14 protein-coding genes and 1 pseudogene are annotated in these 16,474 nt (G+C 56.0%); 9 read left to right on the forward strand and 6 right to left on the reverse strand.

Annotated features, from left to right (window positions below; translation table 11 throughout):
* Positions 1-48 precede the first annotated feature (48 nt).
* A complete protein-coding gene (locus tag R6W86_RS07950; RefSeq protein ID WP_410328824.1) occupies positions 49-318 on the forward strand; it encodes a hypothetical protein in 270 nt (89 codons plus the stop codon).
* Between the two features lie 5 nt (positions 319-323).
* Here R6W86_RS07950 and R6W86_RS07955 read toward each other — a convergent pair whose 3' ends face one another.
* Positions 324-674 (reverse strand): hypothetical protein, encoded by a 351-nt coding sequence (locus R6W86_RS07955; RefSeq protein WP_410328825.1) that lies wholly within the window; start codon positions 672-674, stop codon positions 324-326.
* Positions 675-1,440: 766 nt separating this feature from the next.
* On the opposite strand from R6W86_RS07955, the gene R6W86_RS07960 reads away from it, so the two are divergent.
* The 3 genes from R6W86_RS07960 (at position 1,441) to alr (ending at position 4,956) form a co-directional block, all read left to right on the forward strand.
* Complete coding sequence (locus R6W86_RS07960; RefSeq protein ID WP_410328826.1) at positions 1,441-2,199, forward strand: reverse transcriptase domain-containing protein; 759 nt, start codon at positions 1,441-1,443, stop codon at positions 2,197-2,199.
* 286 nt (positions 2,200-2,485) lie between these two features.
* Positions 2,486-3,745: a D-amino acid dehydrogenase gene (locus tag R6W86_RS07965; protein ID WP_410328827.1), complete on the forward strand. Its 1,260-nt coding sequence runs from the start codon at positions 2,486-2,488 to the stop codon at positions 3,743-3,745.
* Positions 3,746-3,840: 95 nt separating this feature from the next.
* The gene (gene alr / locus R6W86_RS07970) at positions 3,841-4,956 is read left to right on the forward strand and encodes an alanine racemase (RefSeq protein WP_410328828.1); all 1,116 of its coding nucleotides are present in this window, start codon (positions 3,841-3,843) and stop codon (positions 4,954-4,956) included.
* Between the two features lie 372 nt (positions 4,957-5,328).
* On the opposite strand, the gene R6W86_RS07975 is transcribed toward alr, so the two are convergent.
* The gene (locus R6W86_RS07975; protein WP_410328829.1) at positions 5,329-6,624 is read right to left on the reverse strand and encodes an NAD(P)/FAD-dependent oxidoreductase; all 1,296 of its coding nucleotides are present in this window, start codon (positions 6,622-6,624) and stop codon (positions 5,329-5,331) included.
* Positions 6,625-6,805: 181 nt separating this feature from the next.
* Between R6W86_RS07975 and R6W86_RS07980 the strand changes: the two genes are divergently transcribed.
* On the forward strand, positions 6,806-7,360 hold the full coding sequence (locus tag R6W86_RS07980) for a cupin domain-containing protein (protein ID WP_410328830.1): 555 nt from the start codon (positions 6,806-6,808) through the stop codon (positions 7,358-7,360).
* A 6-nt stretch (positions 7,361-7,366) separates the two neighbouring features.
* On the opposite strand, the gene R6W86_RS07985 is transcribed toward R6W86_RS07980, so the two are convergent.
* Positions 7,367-8,455 (reverse strand): IS630 family transposase, encoded by a 1,089-nt coding sequence (locus R6W86_RS07985; protein WP_410328831.1) that lies wholly within the window; start codon positions 8,453-8,455, stop codon positions 7,367-7,369.
* A 222-nt stretch (positions 8,456-8,677) separates the two neighbouring features.
* A pseudogene (locus tag R6W86_RS07990) lies at positions 8,678-9,400 on the reverse strand (IS5 family transposase).
* A 170-nt stretch (positions 9,401-9,570) separates the two neighbouring features.
* Here R6W86_RS07990 and R6W86_RS07995 point away from each other — a divergent pair.
* The 4 genes from R6W86_RS07995 (at position 9,571) to panP (ending at position 14,360) form a co-directional block, all read left to right on the forward strand.
* Positions 9,571-10,203 carry a TetR/AcrR family transcriptional regulator gene (locus R6W86_RS07995; RefSeq protein ID WP_410328832.1) on the forward strand — a complete coding sequence of 211 codons (633 nt, stop codon included), beginning with the start codon at positions 9,571-9,573 and terminating at the stop codon, positions 10,201-10,203.
* Positions 10,204-10,205: 2 nt separating this feature from the next.
* Entirely contained in the window at positions 10,206-11,906 is a 1,701-nt protein-coding gene (locus R6W86_RS08000) for an isovaleryl-CoA dehydrogenase (protein WP_410328833.1), read from the forward strand.
* Positions 11,907-12,148: 242 nt separating this feature from the next.
* Positions 12,149-12,493, forward strand: coding sequence for a DUF503 domain-containing protein (locus R6W86_RS08005; protein WP_410328834.1), 345 nt, complete (start codon positions 12,149-12,151; stop codon positions 12,491-12,493).
* 190 nt (positions 12,494-12,683) lie between these two features.
* Entirely contained in the window at positions 12,684-14,360 is a 1,677-nt protein-coding gene (gene panP, locus R6W86_RS08010) for a pyridoxal-dependent aspartate 1-decarboxylase PanP (RefSeq protein WP_410328835.1), read from the forward strand.
* Between the two features lie 133 nt (positions 14,361-14,493).
* Here the strand turns inward: panP and R6W86_RS08015 are convergent, their stop codons facing one another.
* Positions 14,494-14,760 carry a hypothetical protein gene (locus R6W86_RS08015; protein ID WP_410328836.1) on the reverse strand — a complete coding sequence of 89 codons (267 nt, stop codon included), beginning with the start codon at positions 14,758-14,760 and terminating at the stop codon, positions 14,494-14,496.
* Positions 14,761-14,847: 87 nt separating this feature from the next.
* Positions 14,848-16,410: an inorganic phosphate transporter gene (locus R6W86_RS08020; protein ID WP_410328837.1), complete on the reverse strand. Its 1,563-nt coding sequence runs from the start codon at positions 16,408-16,410 to the stop codon at positions 14,848-14,850.
* Positions 16,411-16,474: the final 64 nt, after the last annotated feature.

Below are 16,474 nucleotides of genomic sequence, written 5' to 3' on the forward strand. Positions count from 1 at the left end.
ATCCGCGTCATCCTGATCGACAGAACACAAAGCTGGAGGTCTCTGTCCATGCGCATTGAAGACATGACCATCGATCAGCTGCTGGAACTGAACCGAATGATCTGCCGGCGTATTGATGAACTGCAAGACCAGGAAAGCCTACAAGCTCTGAGTCAGCTGCGTATGGGGCTCAAGGTGACGTTCGACGGCCGGGAAGGCCCGGTGTTAGGGATCGTTACCAAGATCAACCGCAAGAGCGTGATCGTGTTGAGTGAGGACGGCAAGAAGCAATACAAGGTCTCGCCGGACCTACTCAGGCCTCTACGTGATGTGAAGTAAGGCCACTACGTCGTGAAATGAACGATTACTACCCGACGGACAGGCGGTGGCCGATAGTGACCTTCCAGCAATTGTTGCCGGAGATCCGGCCCGGTCCATCGCAGGTGTTCGGCGGTCTGGACAATGTCCAGTCCATCAACACCTGCCGATCTCTTGTTGACCTTCACGCGCTTCCATGCCCGTTGCATGTTCTCTCGTGCGAATGCCTGCTCAAGCAGGTTTCGCCCTGCGCCCTCCAGTTCCTGTCGCGGGAGTCCTGTTTCGTCGCTAGCCACGCCCGGCAAGGCTTCACCTTCCCGTGTTGCGACCCGCCCCGCTGACACGGGCATCTGATGAGTTACAGTGCTCATCGACAAGGCGTTTGACGCTCCTTCTCGTTCAGCCCTTCGCCGTAAACAAGCAGCTACTATGGCCTCTGCTGACTTCTCGCTCCGTGTTATCACGTCGCCCTTTCAGGCATAAGGCGAGATCTCCCCGGGTAAGAACACACTCCTTCACCGCACAGCCGCCGGATTTACGCCACCTCGTCTTGGCCACAAGAGCTTCGCGGCTTCTAGCCCTCTCGCCCTGCTCGGCAGCGCCTTATATCCGGTTCTTGTTCATCGGCTCACGGTTTACGCTCAACGCTCCCTCGCCACGGCCAGTCACCCTTCCGCAGTTGCGCTTCACTTCGTTCGCTGTGGCCAGCTTACGGGAGGACTTGCACCTCCAGGAGTGCGCCCGTGCCGGGCGCACTCCTGGAGGTGCAAGTCCCGCACGGGGTAAGGCCTAGCCAGCAGCCCCGGCCCCGAGTCATGCGCACCCGATCGCGAGGTCGCGTGTGAAGTGTTGACAGGGGAGACCATGGGCTCGGTATTGAGCTGCGAAATCCAATTCTGGAGGACGGATGTTCTTAAGCGAAACAGAACGCAACAATTATCTCACCGCGATGGAAGCTGTGGTGGCACTCCACGCAGTCGTAGAGCCGGTGCACGTGGTGACGTCTTTTGTACGGAACCTGGGAGGTCTCATCCACCCCAGCACAGCCAAGGCGACTCACCGAAGGGTAACTCCGAAAGATAAGTATGAACGTGGGTGAGAAGTCGGATTCGGTCGTAGTACCTGAGAAGATCTCGAACAAGGGTGCGAAGGTATCTGCGGAGAGATCGAAGGAAAGGACCGGACCCAAGGGAAACGGTCATCTCAGCGGTACACGCTAACATCTACCTGCACTACGTCTTCGATCTATGGGCTGATACCAGTAGAAAGAAGAGAGCGCATGGCGACGTGGTGGTCATCCGCTACGCTGACGACACGGTGCTGGGATTCCAGCAGAAGGATGATGCGTACACATTCACGGAAGCCCTTGCTGGCAGACTGGCAAAGTTCGGTCTGGAACTGCACCCTGATAAAACCCGGTTGATTCGGTTTGGCCGCTTTGCGGCGGCACAGCGTCGGCAAAGGGGCTTGGGGAAGCCGGAAACTTTCGAATTCCTGGGCTTCACTCACTACTGCACCCAATCTTGCCAAAACGGCTGGTTGAAAATTGCCCGCGTAACATCGCGCAAGCGTCTTCGGGCGCAGCTGCGGGCGGTAAAAGACAACCTGCGACGGCGAATAAACCGGTCCATTGGCGAAACGGGGCGCTGGCTCCGCCGAGTAATTCAGGGGCACATGAACTACTTCGCCGTCCCTGGAAATGGAGAAAGGGTGTCAGGGTTCGTGTTCCGGGTATCTCGGCTATGGCTCAAGATGCTACGGCGTCGAAGCCAACGCCATCGAATACCCTGGCCACGCTTCGCTGTGATCCTGAACTTCTTCTTTCCGAAAGTCCGTATCTTGCATCCACAACCGTTGCATCGTTTTGACGCCAGAACCCGAGGGAGGAGCCCAGTGCGTTAGCAGCGCACGCTGGGATCTGTGCGGGGGGTGCTGAGTAATCGGCATTCCTACCGCTACCGTTTGCTCTCTCTGAGCTCCCTCATTTTCTAGTGCGTTTTCTGAAATAGGTGCTCTATACCTGAAGTTCAGAAACGTTCAAACCACTTATAAAATGGCTTTTTTCAGTGGTAAAACCTATTTAAATAAATTTAAAGTTAATTTTTAATAACAAAAATAAGCTAATATCAGTCGATAATGTTGGATTTTAGATGGTCAGGATCCCGAAAGGCTATAGGAGATTGGAAGTATGAAAATAATTGTTCTGGGGGGAGGTGTGGCAGGTGTCTCGACGGCCTGGTATCTGGCCAGATCGGGGCATGATGTATCTGTCGTCGATCGTCGTTCAGCTGTTGGGGATGAAACTAGCTATGGGAATGCCGGGATGCTCTCTTACGGCTATACGAGTCCTTGGGCTGCCCCGGGTGTACCTTTCAAGGCAATTAAGTGGGCAATGCAGGACATGGCGCCTATCTTGATTAGCCCTACATCCTTCAACCTTCGGACTGCCAAATGGATGATGCAGATGCTTGGTCAATGCACCGAAGGCGCCTATCGAATTAATAAAGCTCGAATGCTCCGAGTCTCTCAGTACAGCCGGACTTGTTTGAATGAACTTATACAAGAGCTTTCACTGGATTTTGATCATCGGGCCAAAGGTACGATTGAGCTGTTCCGCAGTCAGGAGAAAATGGATTCGATTGGGGCCGACATCGAATCGCTAAGAAACTGCGGCGTAAGGCACGAGGTTATTGACCAAGCTGAGTGCATACATCACGAACCGGCGCTTGCCAATATGCGTGAGAAGTTTGTCGGGGGACTTCGATTTCCGGAGGACGAGACCGGCGATTGCAATAAGTTTACCGCCGCTCTTGCCGAAAAATGCCGGTCTATCGGGGTGAAATTTATCCTGGATACAACGGTAGAGAAGCTCGATGCAGTATCCGGGAGAGTAACCAGCGTTCATACATCGAAGGGTGAGATGATTGCGGACGCCTTCGTTGTGGCGCTGGGAAGTTACTCCTCGTTCATCCTGAATCCGCTTGGATTCAATTTGCCGATCTATCCGATCAAGGGTTACTCGCTGACTATTCCTATTCTCGATCCCTCAAGAGCGCCTCAGTCCACTGTCATGGACGAGTCATTCAAGGTGGCGGTGACGCGTTTTGATGATCGAATTCGAGTTGGAGGCACCGCTGAAATCGCAGGGTATGACCTGAGCCTTGATAAAAAACGCCGGAAGCCAACGGAATTTGTGATCCAGGACCTTTTCCCGGGTGCTGGTGATGTGAGCAAAGCCGAGTTCTGGTGTGGACTCAGGCCAATGACACCAGACAGTGTACCGGTTGTTGGGGAAACCCCGATTAGAAACCTGTTTACCAATACCGGTCATGGCACTCTGGGTTGGACGATGTCTCAGGGTTCAGCTCGTTTGCTTAGGGATGTAATAAATGGAAAACAGACCGATATTGATACGGAAGGCCTGTCCATTTATCGGTACGTAAATTGATGCCCCCCAATGGATCTTAATGATCCAGGTTTATCGCACATGGACCATGGGCAACTGAAGTCTGTTTTAATTTTTCAAAGACAGGAATGAGCAACATGGCTAGGCCTGCAATTGCAGAGATTGATTTGGAGAGTATTAGCAAAAATTTTCAGCTCGCATCCTCATTGTGTCCACAGGGACGTACGATTGCTGTTGTCAAAGCGGATGCGTATGGGCACGGAATTGAAGAAGTTTCCAGTGCACTCTCAGGTCAAGCCGGCGCCTTTGCGACGGCCTCGATAGAAGAGGCTTTGACGATTCGGTCAGCAGGACTCCGGCATCCTATTCTGTTGCTGGAGGGTTTTTTCGAATTCGCAGAACTGGAAGAAATTTCAATGCAGGGGTTCTGGACAGCAGTTCATGACGAGCATCAATTAGAACAATTGGAGCGAGCAACTCTCCCTGAGCCTATATCTGTCTGGTTAAAAATCGACACGGGGATGCATCGTTTAGGATTTGACCCAGGTGAAGCTCTTAAAGTCTTCCGTCGCCTGCAATCAATTCCTCATGTTAAAAACATCGTTATTATGAGCCACCTGGCCAATGCCGATGCTGCTGTTTCGCAAGGTATTTCTGTTGAGTCACAAATCTTGAGATTACCTCGCGAATTTATCGACTCAGAAATTGATACGAGTTTAGCTAATTCTGCTGGCCTTCTGGATCATGAGCTCGCGCGCAGAAACTGGCAGCGTCCTGGAATTATGCTTTATGGGTCTTCACCTCTAGAGGTTGAGAATCATTACAGCCAACAATTGCAAGCAGCCATGACGCTCAAGAGCAAAATAATCGCAACACGATGGATCGAGCCGGGAGAGCAGGTGGGTTATGGTGGGCGATTTATCGCTTCCCGCCGTTCCAGAATAGGAGCCGTTGCTATCGGGTATGCTGATGGATACCCGCGCCAAGCTAGAGATGGTACGCCAGTTCTTGTCGGAGGGCAGCGAACGCGGATTGTAGGGAGAGTATCCATGGATATGTTGACTGTTGATCTTACTGACATTTCCAACGCCCATGTAGGGGTAGACGTGGAGCTTTGGGGAAAAAATCTACCAGCCAAAGAAGTTGCGGATTGCTGTAACACCATCCCTTATCATCTTTTTACTGGAGTAACGAAACGCGTTCCCCGAACTTACTTGGGCAGCCCGAAAACAAGTTCTCCAATTTGGCCTTAAAATAACGATTCCGGATTGTCATAGATTGTCAAACAATAAGTCATTTACGATGTGTAGTTGGCTGACAAAGGAGAAGTTTGTAGGACGTGTCCGATAGAGATAATAATTTACCGGCTTAGTCCCCAAGTTGGCAGGATACTCTAAGTAGGCAGTCGCCAATTTTATCAGTGCTTCTTTTTTTTAAAGCGTAAGCAAAGCCGGTGAAAACGCAGTTCCGACGCCCAATTCCAGATGGCTGTTATCGGCCATCGTAAGGGAAAACAGCAGCACACAGACAAGCGCCCCCAGAGCCGTTCGGCTGAATGTCATGAGATCGCCTCCTGCATCAACATGGTCGCTTGCAGGATAGACCAGGAATCGGCGCCCGCGGCCTCAGACCAGGTCTTTCGCCCGATGATACAACATCCCGACAGCCAGCATGGGTGAACGGAACAGCCGGCCTCCGGGGAAACGCATGTGATGGATGCGTTCAAAGTTCAGGATCCGATCGGACTCGCCCTCGATGTGTTCGGCAATCACCCGTGCCGCCATGTGTGTTGCATTAACCCCATGGCCCGAATAGGCCTGAGCAAAATAGACGTTTTCTTTGAGACGACCGATCTGCGGCATACGATTGGCCCCAATACCGATCATGCCGCCCCACTGGTATTCGACCTTGATGTCTTTCAGGTGCGGAAAGACCTTGTCCATATGGGGCTTCAGGGTGCCGGCAATGGACCCCGGATCGCGGCCAGAATAGTTGCACAGGCCGCCGAAGAGCAGGCGGTTGTCTGCACTGAGACGATAGTAATCCAGCGCCACACGCTGGTCACAGACGGCCATGTTCTGAGGAAGAAGTTTCCGGGCCAGGTCGTCGGGTAATTGCTCGGTCGCAATTACATAGCTGCCGGCTGGCAGAACCTGCCCTTCAAGCTTGGGGTTAAGACCGGCGACGTAGGCGTTTCCGCAGAGGATCAGCTTGTCACAGCGAACCGAACCACTGGCCGTTTTCACGTGAACGGTGGGTCCGTACTCAATGTCTGTAACGCCAGACTGTTCAAACAACTGAGCTCCGCAGTCAATTGCAGCTTTCGCTTCGCCAAGAACCAGATTCAGCGGATGCAGGTGACCACTGCCCGTGTCCACCATCCCGCCGATGTAGTTATCGGAGCCCACAATGGTGTGCATCTCTTCCGCCGGCACCATGCGGACTTCGTGGGCATAGCCCACGCTTTCGAGCCAGGCCTTCTCTTCTTCAAAAGCTTTCATATGGCGAGGCTTATGGGCCAGATCGCAATAGCCCATCACCAGATCACAGTCAATGTTGTAGCGTTTGATGCGCTCACGAACAATGTCGACCGCTTCCAGTCCCATCATCTTGATTGACTCAACACCCGACTGCCCGATCAGTTTTTCGAACTGATCCACGCCTTCTCCAATACCCCGGATCATCTGTCCGCCGTTTCTCCCGGTAGCGCCCCAGCCTATCTGGTAGGCTTCCAGCAAAACGACTTTATGACCCCGCTCAGCCAACTCCAAAGCGGTATTCACCCCGCTGAACCCTCCGCCGACCACACAGATTTCAGTCTGAATGTCCTCCGCCAGTTTTGGGAGGTTAAGATCCAGATTTTTACTGGCGGTATAGTAGGAGTCTGGGTAAGTGGGGCGATGGGTCTTTGAGTTAAGCATGATCTATCTGCCGTTTTTTATACTGTAAATATCGGTTAATATTGTGAACGATGTTAACAAAGCTATAGGGGATGACAAGGCGCAATTGTTAAATATCGTTGACAAATGTTCACAATTTTGGTCAATTGCAGCTCTGTCAAAAGATGGAAATTCACTTTAGAACTGGTAAAGGAATAAGCCCTTGGATGATGTAGGTAGCCAACTTCGCGCAGTGCGCCAAGCTGCTGGACTTTCACAGCGAGAGCTGGCCAAAAGAGCCGGCGTCACCAACTCAATGATCTCCATGATCGAAAAGAACAAGGTCTCACCGAGTGTTGGCTCGCTGAAAAAGGTATTGTCGGGCGTCCCGATGTCGTTACTCGACTTCTTTATGACCGAGGAGCCCGGACACCCATCGGCGCCAGTGGTGTATCGCAAAGATGAGATGCAGCCAATTGATGCAGAAGCCGGCATTCTCTGGACACCTGTCGGAAGTAATTTCCCGAACCGTAAAATGGCCTTCATGGAGGAGCGCTATCCGCCGGGTTCCGATACCGGGCGTGAGCTTTTTCAGCACGAAGGCGAAGAAGCGGGGCTGATTATCTCCGGGAAATTGGAGCTGACAATAGACGATGAAGCTTACATATTAGAACCAGGTGATGGTTACTATTTTGAAACTACTCGACCACATCGGTTCCGCAATCCGTTTGATGAAACCTGTCTGCTGGTGTCCTCATTAACACCACCAAAACTCTAATGTGCCTTAACAAAAGTTCGTCTTGCTATTGAGCTTATCGGATAAGCGCTCAATTGATTCAATGATTTGATCCGCTGTTTTGCGCCAGACAAAAGGTTTGGGATCGTCGTTGTATTTTGCCAAGTAGTCTTTAATGGAAGCCTCCAGTTCGCGAGTGCTGCGGTGCGAGCTGCGTTTGATCCAACGCTCCGAGATCAGGCCAAAAAATCGTTCCACCAAGTTGACCCACGATGCGGATGTTGGGGTGAAATGAAGGTGATAGCGGGGCCGTGCGGCGAACCAGGCTCGTACCTTCTCAGTCTTGTGAGTCCCATAGTTGTCCATGACCAGATGAATATCCAGATCTTCCGGAACCTCCCGGTCAATCTCATTTAGAAACGCCAGGAACTCTTTGGCACGGTGTCGCCTGTGAAGGCGTCCGATAACCTCGCCAGTGGCAACGTCCAAGGCCGCAAACAGAGTTGTCGTGCCATGACGAACATAATCGTGCGTTCGCGTTTCGGAGTAACCAAACGACAGCGGAAGCGCCGGCTGGGTGCGGTTCAGCGCCTGTATCTGGCTTTTCTCGTCCACACACAGGACCAGAGCCCGGTCAGGCGGATTCATATACAACCCGACAATGTCGTGGACCTTCGCCACAAAGTGCGGGTCGGTTGAGAGCTTAAAGGTCTCCAGACGATGAGGCTTTAACCCAAACGCCCGCCAAATTCGGCTGATTGCCATGGCATTGAGCCCGGTTTCCTTGGCCATCAGAGTGGTAGACCAGTGGGTCGCATCCTTGGGCGTGGATTGAAGCGTCTTGTTGATAACCTCTGTCACCTTGTCGTCATCAATACTGCGGGGCCGACCGCTTCTCGGGGCATCTGTCAGTCCCGCTACACGGAACTGTTCAAACCGCTTACGCCACTTACTGACGGTTTCTGCCGTTACGCCCACTCGCTCAGCAATCACTCGACCGGGCAGGCCCTCGGCACTCAACAGAATCATTCGCGCTCGTTGCTGCTCGGCTGCTGGCATCTGCCGGCGACGGACCCACGAACTAAGCTCATCCCGTTCTTCGTCTGTAATGATCAAAGGAATAACGGGTCGACCCATTGCTGTAGCTCCATCGATGCTTTCTGCAATTATAACCTTAAGCTACAAATTATTCGATGGACTTTTGTTAAGGAACATTGGAGGAAGGTCTGAATAACCGCTGATTTTTGCCGATGTTGGTTTGAACCGGCAAAAATCGGGAATTTCAGACACTATTCTCCTATTATTCGTGTGTTTCTTGCCTGTTTACCGCCATTTTGGCGAAAAACAGGCACACTGGCCCTAAGCCAGCATGTATTTTTCGCCAATCAGCAGGTTGCTGAACGCGGCCAGCAAATGCAACCGGTTGTTGTTCTTGGCAAGGCCGCGATAGCGAGCCTTACCATAACCAAAGACCTGCTTGATGTACCGAAAGGGATGCTCCACTTTGGCACGAACACTGGCTTTGATTTTCTCGGCTTTCAGCTTGTCGGCATCCAGCTTCTTCCGGGTGCCGGGCCGTTTGGCTATTAACCACGAGACGTTCTCGCGGTGCTTATGCTCATCCCGCTTCTGAATGCCAGGGTAACCGGCATCACCGAAGACCCATTGATCTTCACCGTGCAACAGCTTATCGGTGGGCACGATGTCGTGAACATTGGCCGCGGTGGTATCAATGCTGTGAATCAGACCGAACGTATCGTCGACACCAATGTGCATCTTCATGCCGAAGTGCCATTCGTTGCCCTTGCTGGTCTGGTGCATTTCCGGGTCGCGTTTGCCGGTGCTGTTCTTGGTGGAGCTGGGAGCAGAAATAATGGTCGCATCGACAATGCTGCCTTCACGCAACATGGCGGACAGCGGATACGGAGGTCTGCCGTTCTGGCCCTTGAGTTAATAACGGGCTACCTTCTGCTCCAACTGCGTCCAGGGAATCAGTTTGTCCATTCGTTCCAGAAAGATCTCGCGGCGGGTCTTGCGCTTCTTGTTCTGGTACTCGGCTTCGGAGAAGGTCATCTGATCCATGGTGGCAACGAATCCTATGCGGTTGGCGATGGCCGTATTATCGCTGATTTCGAGACTTAATCAGAGTCTCCTTAAGCTTCTGAATTTTAATGGCAAAATGAGCCTACAGGGAAGAGATTCTGAATTGACACAAAGAATGAATAATGATTCACTACTTATAGGGAGCCGGAATGGCCTATCGAGAAACGGAGAAAATGCGCCAGCGTAAGGCCGAGGCGCGAAAACGGATTGTGGAATGCACCTACGAGTGCGTTGCCGAAGGTGGATTCCGAAGCGCGCGGGTTACCCGGATCGCCGGCCTCGCCGGCGTCGCGACGGGAACCATTTATCGCCACTTCGAGTCTAGGGAAGACCTGTTTGCGGAAATATTCCGGCTGGCAACCCAGCGGGAAGTGGACAAGGTGGCCGAAGCACTGACCACGTCCGGAAATGCTGCCGAAAGACTGGAGCGGGCCTTGAGGCAGTTCGCCGAGAGGGCCCTGAAGGGTCCGATGATGGCCTGGTCGCTGATTGCAGAACCGGTAGACCCGAAAGTGGAAGAGGAGCGGCTGGCTTATCGAAAGGCCTACGCAAACCTGTTCGAAACGGCCATCCGGGAAGGTATCGAGGAAGGGTCCATCCCGGATCAGGACGCCCGCCAGAGCAGTACCTGCCTGGTGGGTGCTATCGCAGAAAGCCTGGTTGGCCCGCTGTCACCAACCCAGACCAGCCAGGCGGACAGCGCAACAAGTGAAAACAATGACCCGCTGGTCAACTCCATCATCCGCTTTTGTATGCAGGGGTTGACCGGCGCCAGGAGGTAGCAATGAACGCGCCGCAACCCCGGCCCGACCGGCCATCAGCCGACCAGGAAGCTCGCTATCTGGCCGACACCCACGAGGTCTTCAACCAGCCACCGGCTCTGGAGAACTACAACCTGTTTGAGCAGGATATCGCTCTGCAGGAAGCGGCCCTCCGGGAAGGCGCCGGTAAAGCCGCCGAGGACCTCAAGGCATTCGGTGCCCTGGCCGGGGCCGCCGAAACCATCGATCTGGGTTTCCGCGCCAACGCCAACAAACCGGTGTTCAATACCCACGACCGGTATGGCCACCGCATTGATGAAGTGGACTTCCATCCGGCCTATCACGAGCTGATGCGCATCGCCTTCGATAATGGCCTGCACAGCAGCCCCTGGAGCCATCCCGGCCAGGGTGCCCACGTTGCCCGCGCCGCCAAATATTACATGCACTCCCAGGTGGAGGCCGCTCACTGCTGCCCGGTTACCATGACCTTCGCCGCCATCCCCTCGATCCGCAAACAGCCCGGACTGGCAGCCGACTGGGAAGCCCGGATCCTGGCTGAAAGCTACGACCCCCGCAACCTGCCGGACAGCCAGAAAACCTCGGTCACCATCGGCATGGCCATGACTGAGAAGCAGGGTGGTAGCGACGTTCGCGCCAACAGCACCAGAGCCTACCCGACCGGCGCCGAAGGCCCAGGCCAGGCCTATGAACTGGTGGGCCACAAATGGTTCGTCTCTGCACCCATGTGCGACGCCTTTCTGGTACTGGCCCAGGCGCCAGGCGGGCTATCCTGCTTCCTGATGCCCCGCTGGCGTCCGGACGGCACAAAAAACCCCTGGCAGGTCCAGCAACTGAAGAACAAGATGGGCAACGTTGCCAACGCCTCCAGCGAAGCCGAACTACGTGGCGCCCTGGCGTGGATGGTCGGCGAGGAAGGCCGTGGTGTGCCCACCATCATTGAAATGGTCGCCATGACCCGCTTCGATTGCATGATCGGCAGCTCCGCTGGCATGCGTCAGGCCATCGCCCAGGCCAGTCACCACTGCCGACACCGCAGCGCTTTCGGAGCCCGCCTGATCGATCAGCCCCTTATGCAGAATGTCCTGGCCGACCTGGCCCTGGAAAGCGAGGCAGCACTGGTGTACACCATGCGCATCGCCCGCGCCCTGGACAACCAGGACCGCGAACATGAACGCCTGCTGGCCCGCCTGGCCACCCCGGTCGGCAAATACTGGATCTGCAAACGCACCCCGAATCACGCCTACGAAGCCATGGAATGCATCGGCGGCAGCGGCGTGATGGAGGACTGCATCATGCCTCGCCTGTTCCGGGAATCGCCGGTCAACGCCATATGGGAAGGCAGCGGCAACGTCCAGTGCCTGGACACCCTGCGCGCCCTGCAAAAAGAACCCGAAACCCTCGACGCCTTCTTCCGGGAGGCCGCCGAAGCCAAAGGCGCCGACCGGCGCTTCGACCAGTTCCTGGCGCAGCTGCAACACGACTTCGCCGACATCAGCGATTTCCAGTACCGCGCCCGCAACCTGGTTGATCGGATGGCCCTGGTCCTGCAGGCCTCGCTGCTGCTGCGCCACTCCGACAAAGCCGTGGCAGACGCCTTCTGCGCCTCCCGCCTGCAATCCGGCGGCGGCATGAACTACGGCAACCTCCCGTCGGGCACCGATCCCGCAGCCATTATCAAACGGGCAACGCCTGTAGTAGGCTAAGTTGCTACTAGAAGCCCACTGAGAACTCTGAGAGTCGGTGGGGAACCCCCTCCCAAAAATGTGCGGAGCCATGGATGGCGGAGCCCAAGCGCCACATGGGTGACGCTGAGCGCTTATGAAGCGAAGCTTCATGCGAAAGCGGAACGACTGCAATCTGTGATTGCAGGCTGGACCCCGAAGGGGTGCCGCAAGGAGCGTTTTTTGGGAGGGGATTCCTCATCGACTCCTGCACGGAACCAACGATGTCAGAAGCCCTGAGAAAACTCCTGAGGGAAGGCCAAAAGCCCCAGCAGCCGGTCATCACGCCTCACGTGGGCGTCCTGACCCTGCACTTCCAGCTCTACGGCTGCGAAGACCTCAAAGCCAAGCGCAAAGTCTTCACCGCCCTGAAGGCCGTCTGGGGCAAAGAACCCGATCTGGCCGTCGCCGAAACCGCCGACCAGGAGGCCCTCGACTGCGCCACCTGGACCATCGCAGCCCTGGGCACCTCCTCCCAGCAGATCAGCCAACGCCTCGACCTGGTTGAAAAAGCCATCCAGGAACGCATTGATGCTGCCATACTGGAAGTGCAGCGCGAAATTCTCTGATTCCCGGGGCCCCGTGGCAGTGGCGTGTGGCGCAGCCGCCTGCCAGGCCGTATACTACGCCCCCTCAGGGACGTCAGCGCACCTGCCAGATGCAGGTTTACAGTTTGCCAATGCCGGACATGGATCCGGACGAATCCGGGGGGCATCCGGAACCAGCCCCGCGGACGACCACTGATTCTGTGTGGTGCCTATGACCGGAAAGAAAAAATCTGCCCAGGCCTCGGTCGAGGCGATGTACCGTGTATTCACCGTGCCCGAGGCACCGGAATCCACCCTCAGCCGTATCGACCAGGACATCTCCCGCAACCTTGCCGGCTTCCTGCAGGAGCACATCGTTGCGGTAGAGCGGGACCTACCGGAAGTCGAGAAAGACTTCGCCGAGTACAACATCCCGGAGAAACCCGTGTTCGTGTCCGAGCAGGCCCAGTTCCTGCTGGACAAGCTCGTAGCCAACTCCGTGCATACTGCGTCCCCGGCCTTCATCGGGCACATGACCTCGGCACTGCCGTACTTCATGCTGCCACTGTCCAAGATCATGATCGCCCTGAACCAGAACCTGGTGAAGACCGAAACCTCCAAGGCCTTCACGCCCATGGAGCGCCAGGTACTGGGCATGATTCACCGGCTGGTATACCAGGAAGACGGCTCCTTCTACCGCAAGTGGATGCACGACCCCCGCCACACGCTGGGCGTCATGTGCTCTGGCGGCACCATTGCCAACCTGACCGCACTGTGGATCGCACGCAACCACGCCTTCCCGGCAGAAGGTAGCTTCCGTGGTCTGCACCAGGAAGGTCTGTTCCGGGCCCTGAAATATTACGGTTATGAAGGCGCTGCCATTCTGGTGTCCCGTCGGGGCCACTACTCCCTACGCAAGGCCGCCGACGTACTTGGCCTCGGTCGTGATGCCCTGGTGCCAGTGGATACCGATGACGAGAATCGTATCCAGCCGGATGCTCTGCGGGATAAGTGCCTGGAATTGCAGAAGCAGAAAATCAAGGTCATGGCCATTTGCGGTGTGGCCGGCACCACCGAAACCGGCAACGTGGACCCACTGGATGCCGTGGCCGACATTGCCCGGGAATTCGGCGCCCACTTCCACGTGGATGCCGCCTGGGGCGGGCCGACCCTGTTCTCCCGTACCTACAAGACCCTGATGCGCGGCATCGAGAAAGCGGACTCCGTCACCTTCGACGCTCACAAACAACTGTACGTGCCCATGGGCGCCGGCCTGGTGGTGTTCAAGGACCCCACGCTGCCAACCGCGGTGGAACATCACGCCCAGTACATCATCCGCAAGGGCTCCCGGGACCTGGGCAGCACCACCCTGGAGGGCTCCCGGCCCGGCATGTCCATGCTGATCCATTCCGGCTTGAAGATCCTCGGCCGCGAGGGCTACGAGATCCTGATCGACCAGGGCATTGAGAAGGCCCACACCTTTGCTGACATGATCAACGCCGAAGCGGATTTCGAACTGGTGACCAAGCCGGAGCTGAACATCCTCACCTACCGCTACTGCCCGGAGGACGTGCAGCAAGCGCTGGCGGTGGCGGATGAACTGCAGGCGGAAAAGCTGAACACCTGCCTGAACAGGATCACCAAGTTCATCCAGAAAACCCAACGGGAGCGGGGCAAGGCGTTTGTCTCCCGGACCCGGCTGGAGCCGGCCCGTTACTACCACTTCCCGTGCATTGTTTTCCGGGTGGTGCTGGCCAACCCGCTGACCACCAAGGAAATCCTATCGGATATTCTGAAGGAACAGCGTGAGCTGTCGAAAGACGAAGGGATCTCGGACGAGATGACCATCCTGCACCAGATGGCCGATGCGGTCCTCAAGCAGCACGAGCCCAGCGCACGGCAGGCCTGATTGTGGGATGCTAGACAGGCTTCAAAGCAAGGTGGGTTAACCTAGGTCCCCCTTCCCCGCTCCGAGGTTCAGTCAGACCAATCGTGCGCATTCGGCCCTGGCCAGACATTACGAAGGTCTCGCAATATCTTGATCAGTAAAGCGCCTCTTCGTCATCCAGCACATCGTGGATGATATCCAGGAACATCTTGTCCGCCTCGCTCCAGTTCTCCGGAATCCGGATGTTGGTGCTGGCACTGATTTCCTGGGCAATCAGCTCGTTGGCGTTGGGCTGGCTGCGGTGCTTGCGGGCAATCTCCATGGATTTAACCGCAATGGTCGGGTCACTCAGGACCTTCTTGATGAAGGTCCTGAGTTCGTCAATCATCTTGGCCTGACGACTTTCAACGGATGAACTCATACTTCACTCCCCGGACAAATAGGCTCGGGGGTGAGACACCCCCTTTTCAGATAGTATGACCAAACTCGGTTTATACAACCAGCCCGGTCAGATCAACAAGCCCCGGAGAGTAAAGAACAGGATCGCAGCCATGATGGCAGAGGCCGGAACGGTGATGATCCAGGCTGCGGCAATCCTGACCAGATGTGAGCGCTTGACCATTTCTTCCTTGTAGATCTTCTTCAGGCGCTTGCGCTCGGACTTGGACAGCGGCACCTGCTGCTTCTGTTTCTTGGCCTGCTTGAGCAGGCTTTCCATCTCTTCCACCGAGGCATTGCGGAAATCATCCAGGAACGGCTTGAGGCGCTCCTGCTCGTCCGGGTCGTGGTGCTCGATGATCTTGTGCAGCTGGGTTGCGTAGTTGCTTTTCAGGTATTCGCGCAGGAAGCCGACGCCAAAGACACCGCCGATGGCGATGTGGGTGGAACTGACCGGCAGGCCCAGCTGGGAAGCCAGGATCACGGTCAGCGCCGCGGACAGGGCAATACAGAAGGCTCGGGTTTTGTCCAGTTCGGTAATCTCGCTGCCCACGGTCTTGATCAGGCGCGGGCCGAACAGCATCAGGCCGACGGCAATACCCAGGGCCCCGACCATCATCACCCATAGGGGGATACTGGCAGAGGCGACGACAGCGCCGGCAGACAAGGCATCGTTGATGGCTGCCAGCGGACCGATGGCGTTGGCCACGTCGTTGGCACCGTGGGCGAAGCTGAGCAGGGCAGCAGCGAAGATCAGCGGCCAGGTGAAGAGGGTGTTTACGCCTGCGGAGCTGTTCTCCATGGTGGAGGCCTTCCGGCCGACGAGGGCACGAACAATCACAAACACCACGGCAGCCGCCACCAGACCCACCAGGGAAGCCTCAAGGAAGTCCACCTTGATGACTTTCTTGACGCCCTTGATCATCAGGTAGGTGCCGAAGGCCCACGCCATGATCGCCACCAGCCAGGGGACAAAGGTGCGCGCCGCCGGCACCACGTCCTGGCGGTAGAGCACCGTTTTCTTGATGGCGAACAGGAACAGGGCCGCAAGCGCCCCGCCGAGGACCGGCGAGATGACCCAACTGGCAGCAATCTTGCCCATGACCGCCCAGTCGGCAATGCCCCAGCCACCGGCGGCAATACCAGCCCCCAGGACACCGCCAACGATGGAATGGGTGGTGGATACCGGCGCACCCATCCAGGTGGCCAGGTTCAGCCACAGGGCGCCGGCGAGCAGGGCAGCCGTCATCAGCCAGATAAACGCCCGGCCATCCTCCAGGCTGGATGGATCGATGATGCCGCCCTTGATGGTGGATACCACATTGCCCCCGGCAATTAGTGCCCCGCCAGCCTCGAAGACTGCCGCTATCAGGACCGCCGCCCCCAGGGACAGCGCTCCGGAGCCCACGGCCGGACCCACGTTGTTGGCGACATCGTTTGCACCGATGTTGATCGCCATGTAACCACCGATGACGGCCGCAGCCATCAACAGCATGCTGCCGGGCATTCCGGCGCTGAAAGAACCAACAGTCAGCCAGATGCCGAGAAGAAACAGCAGGCTGATTCCGACCCTGTATCTTTCCGTGGAAGGGCTGGTGAGGACGGTATCCAGAAATCCGGTTGAACGGGCCATAACAGATCAGGTCTCATTTGGTCAGAATGGAATCAGGCCGATGGGCCGCGCGGCAACTATAATT

The organism is Marinobacter sp. (genome assembly GCF_046484525.1).
In the GTDB taxonomy this organism is placed as follows: Bacteria; Pseudomonadota; Gammaproteobacteria; order Pseudomonadales; family Oleiphilaceae; genus Marinobacter.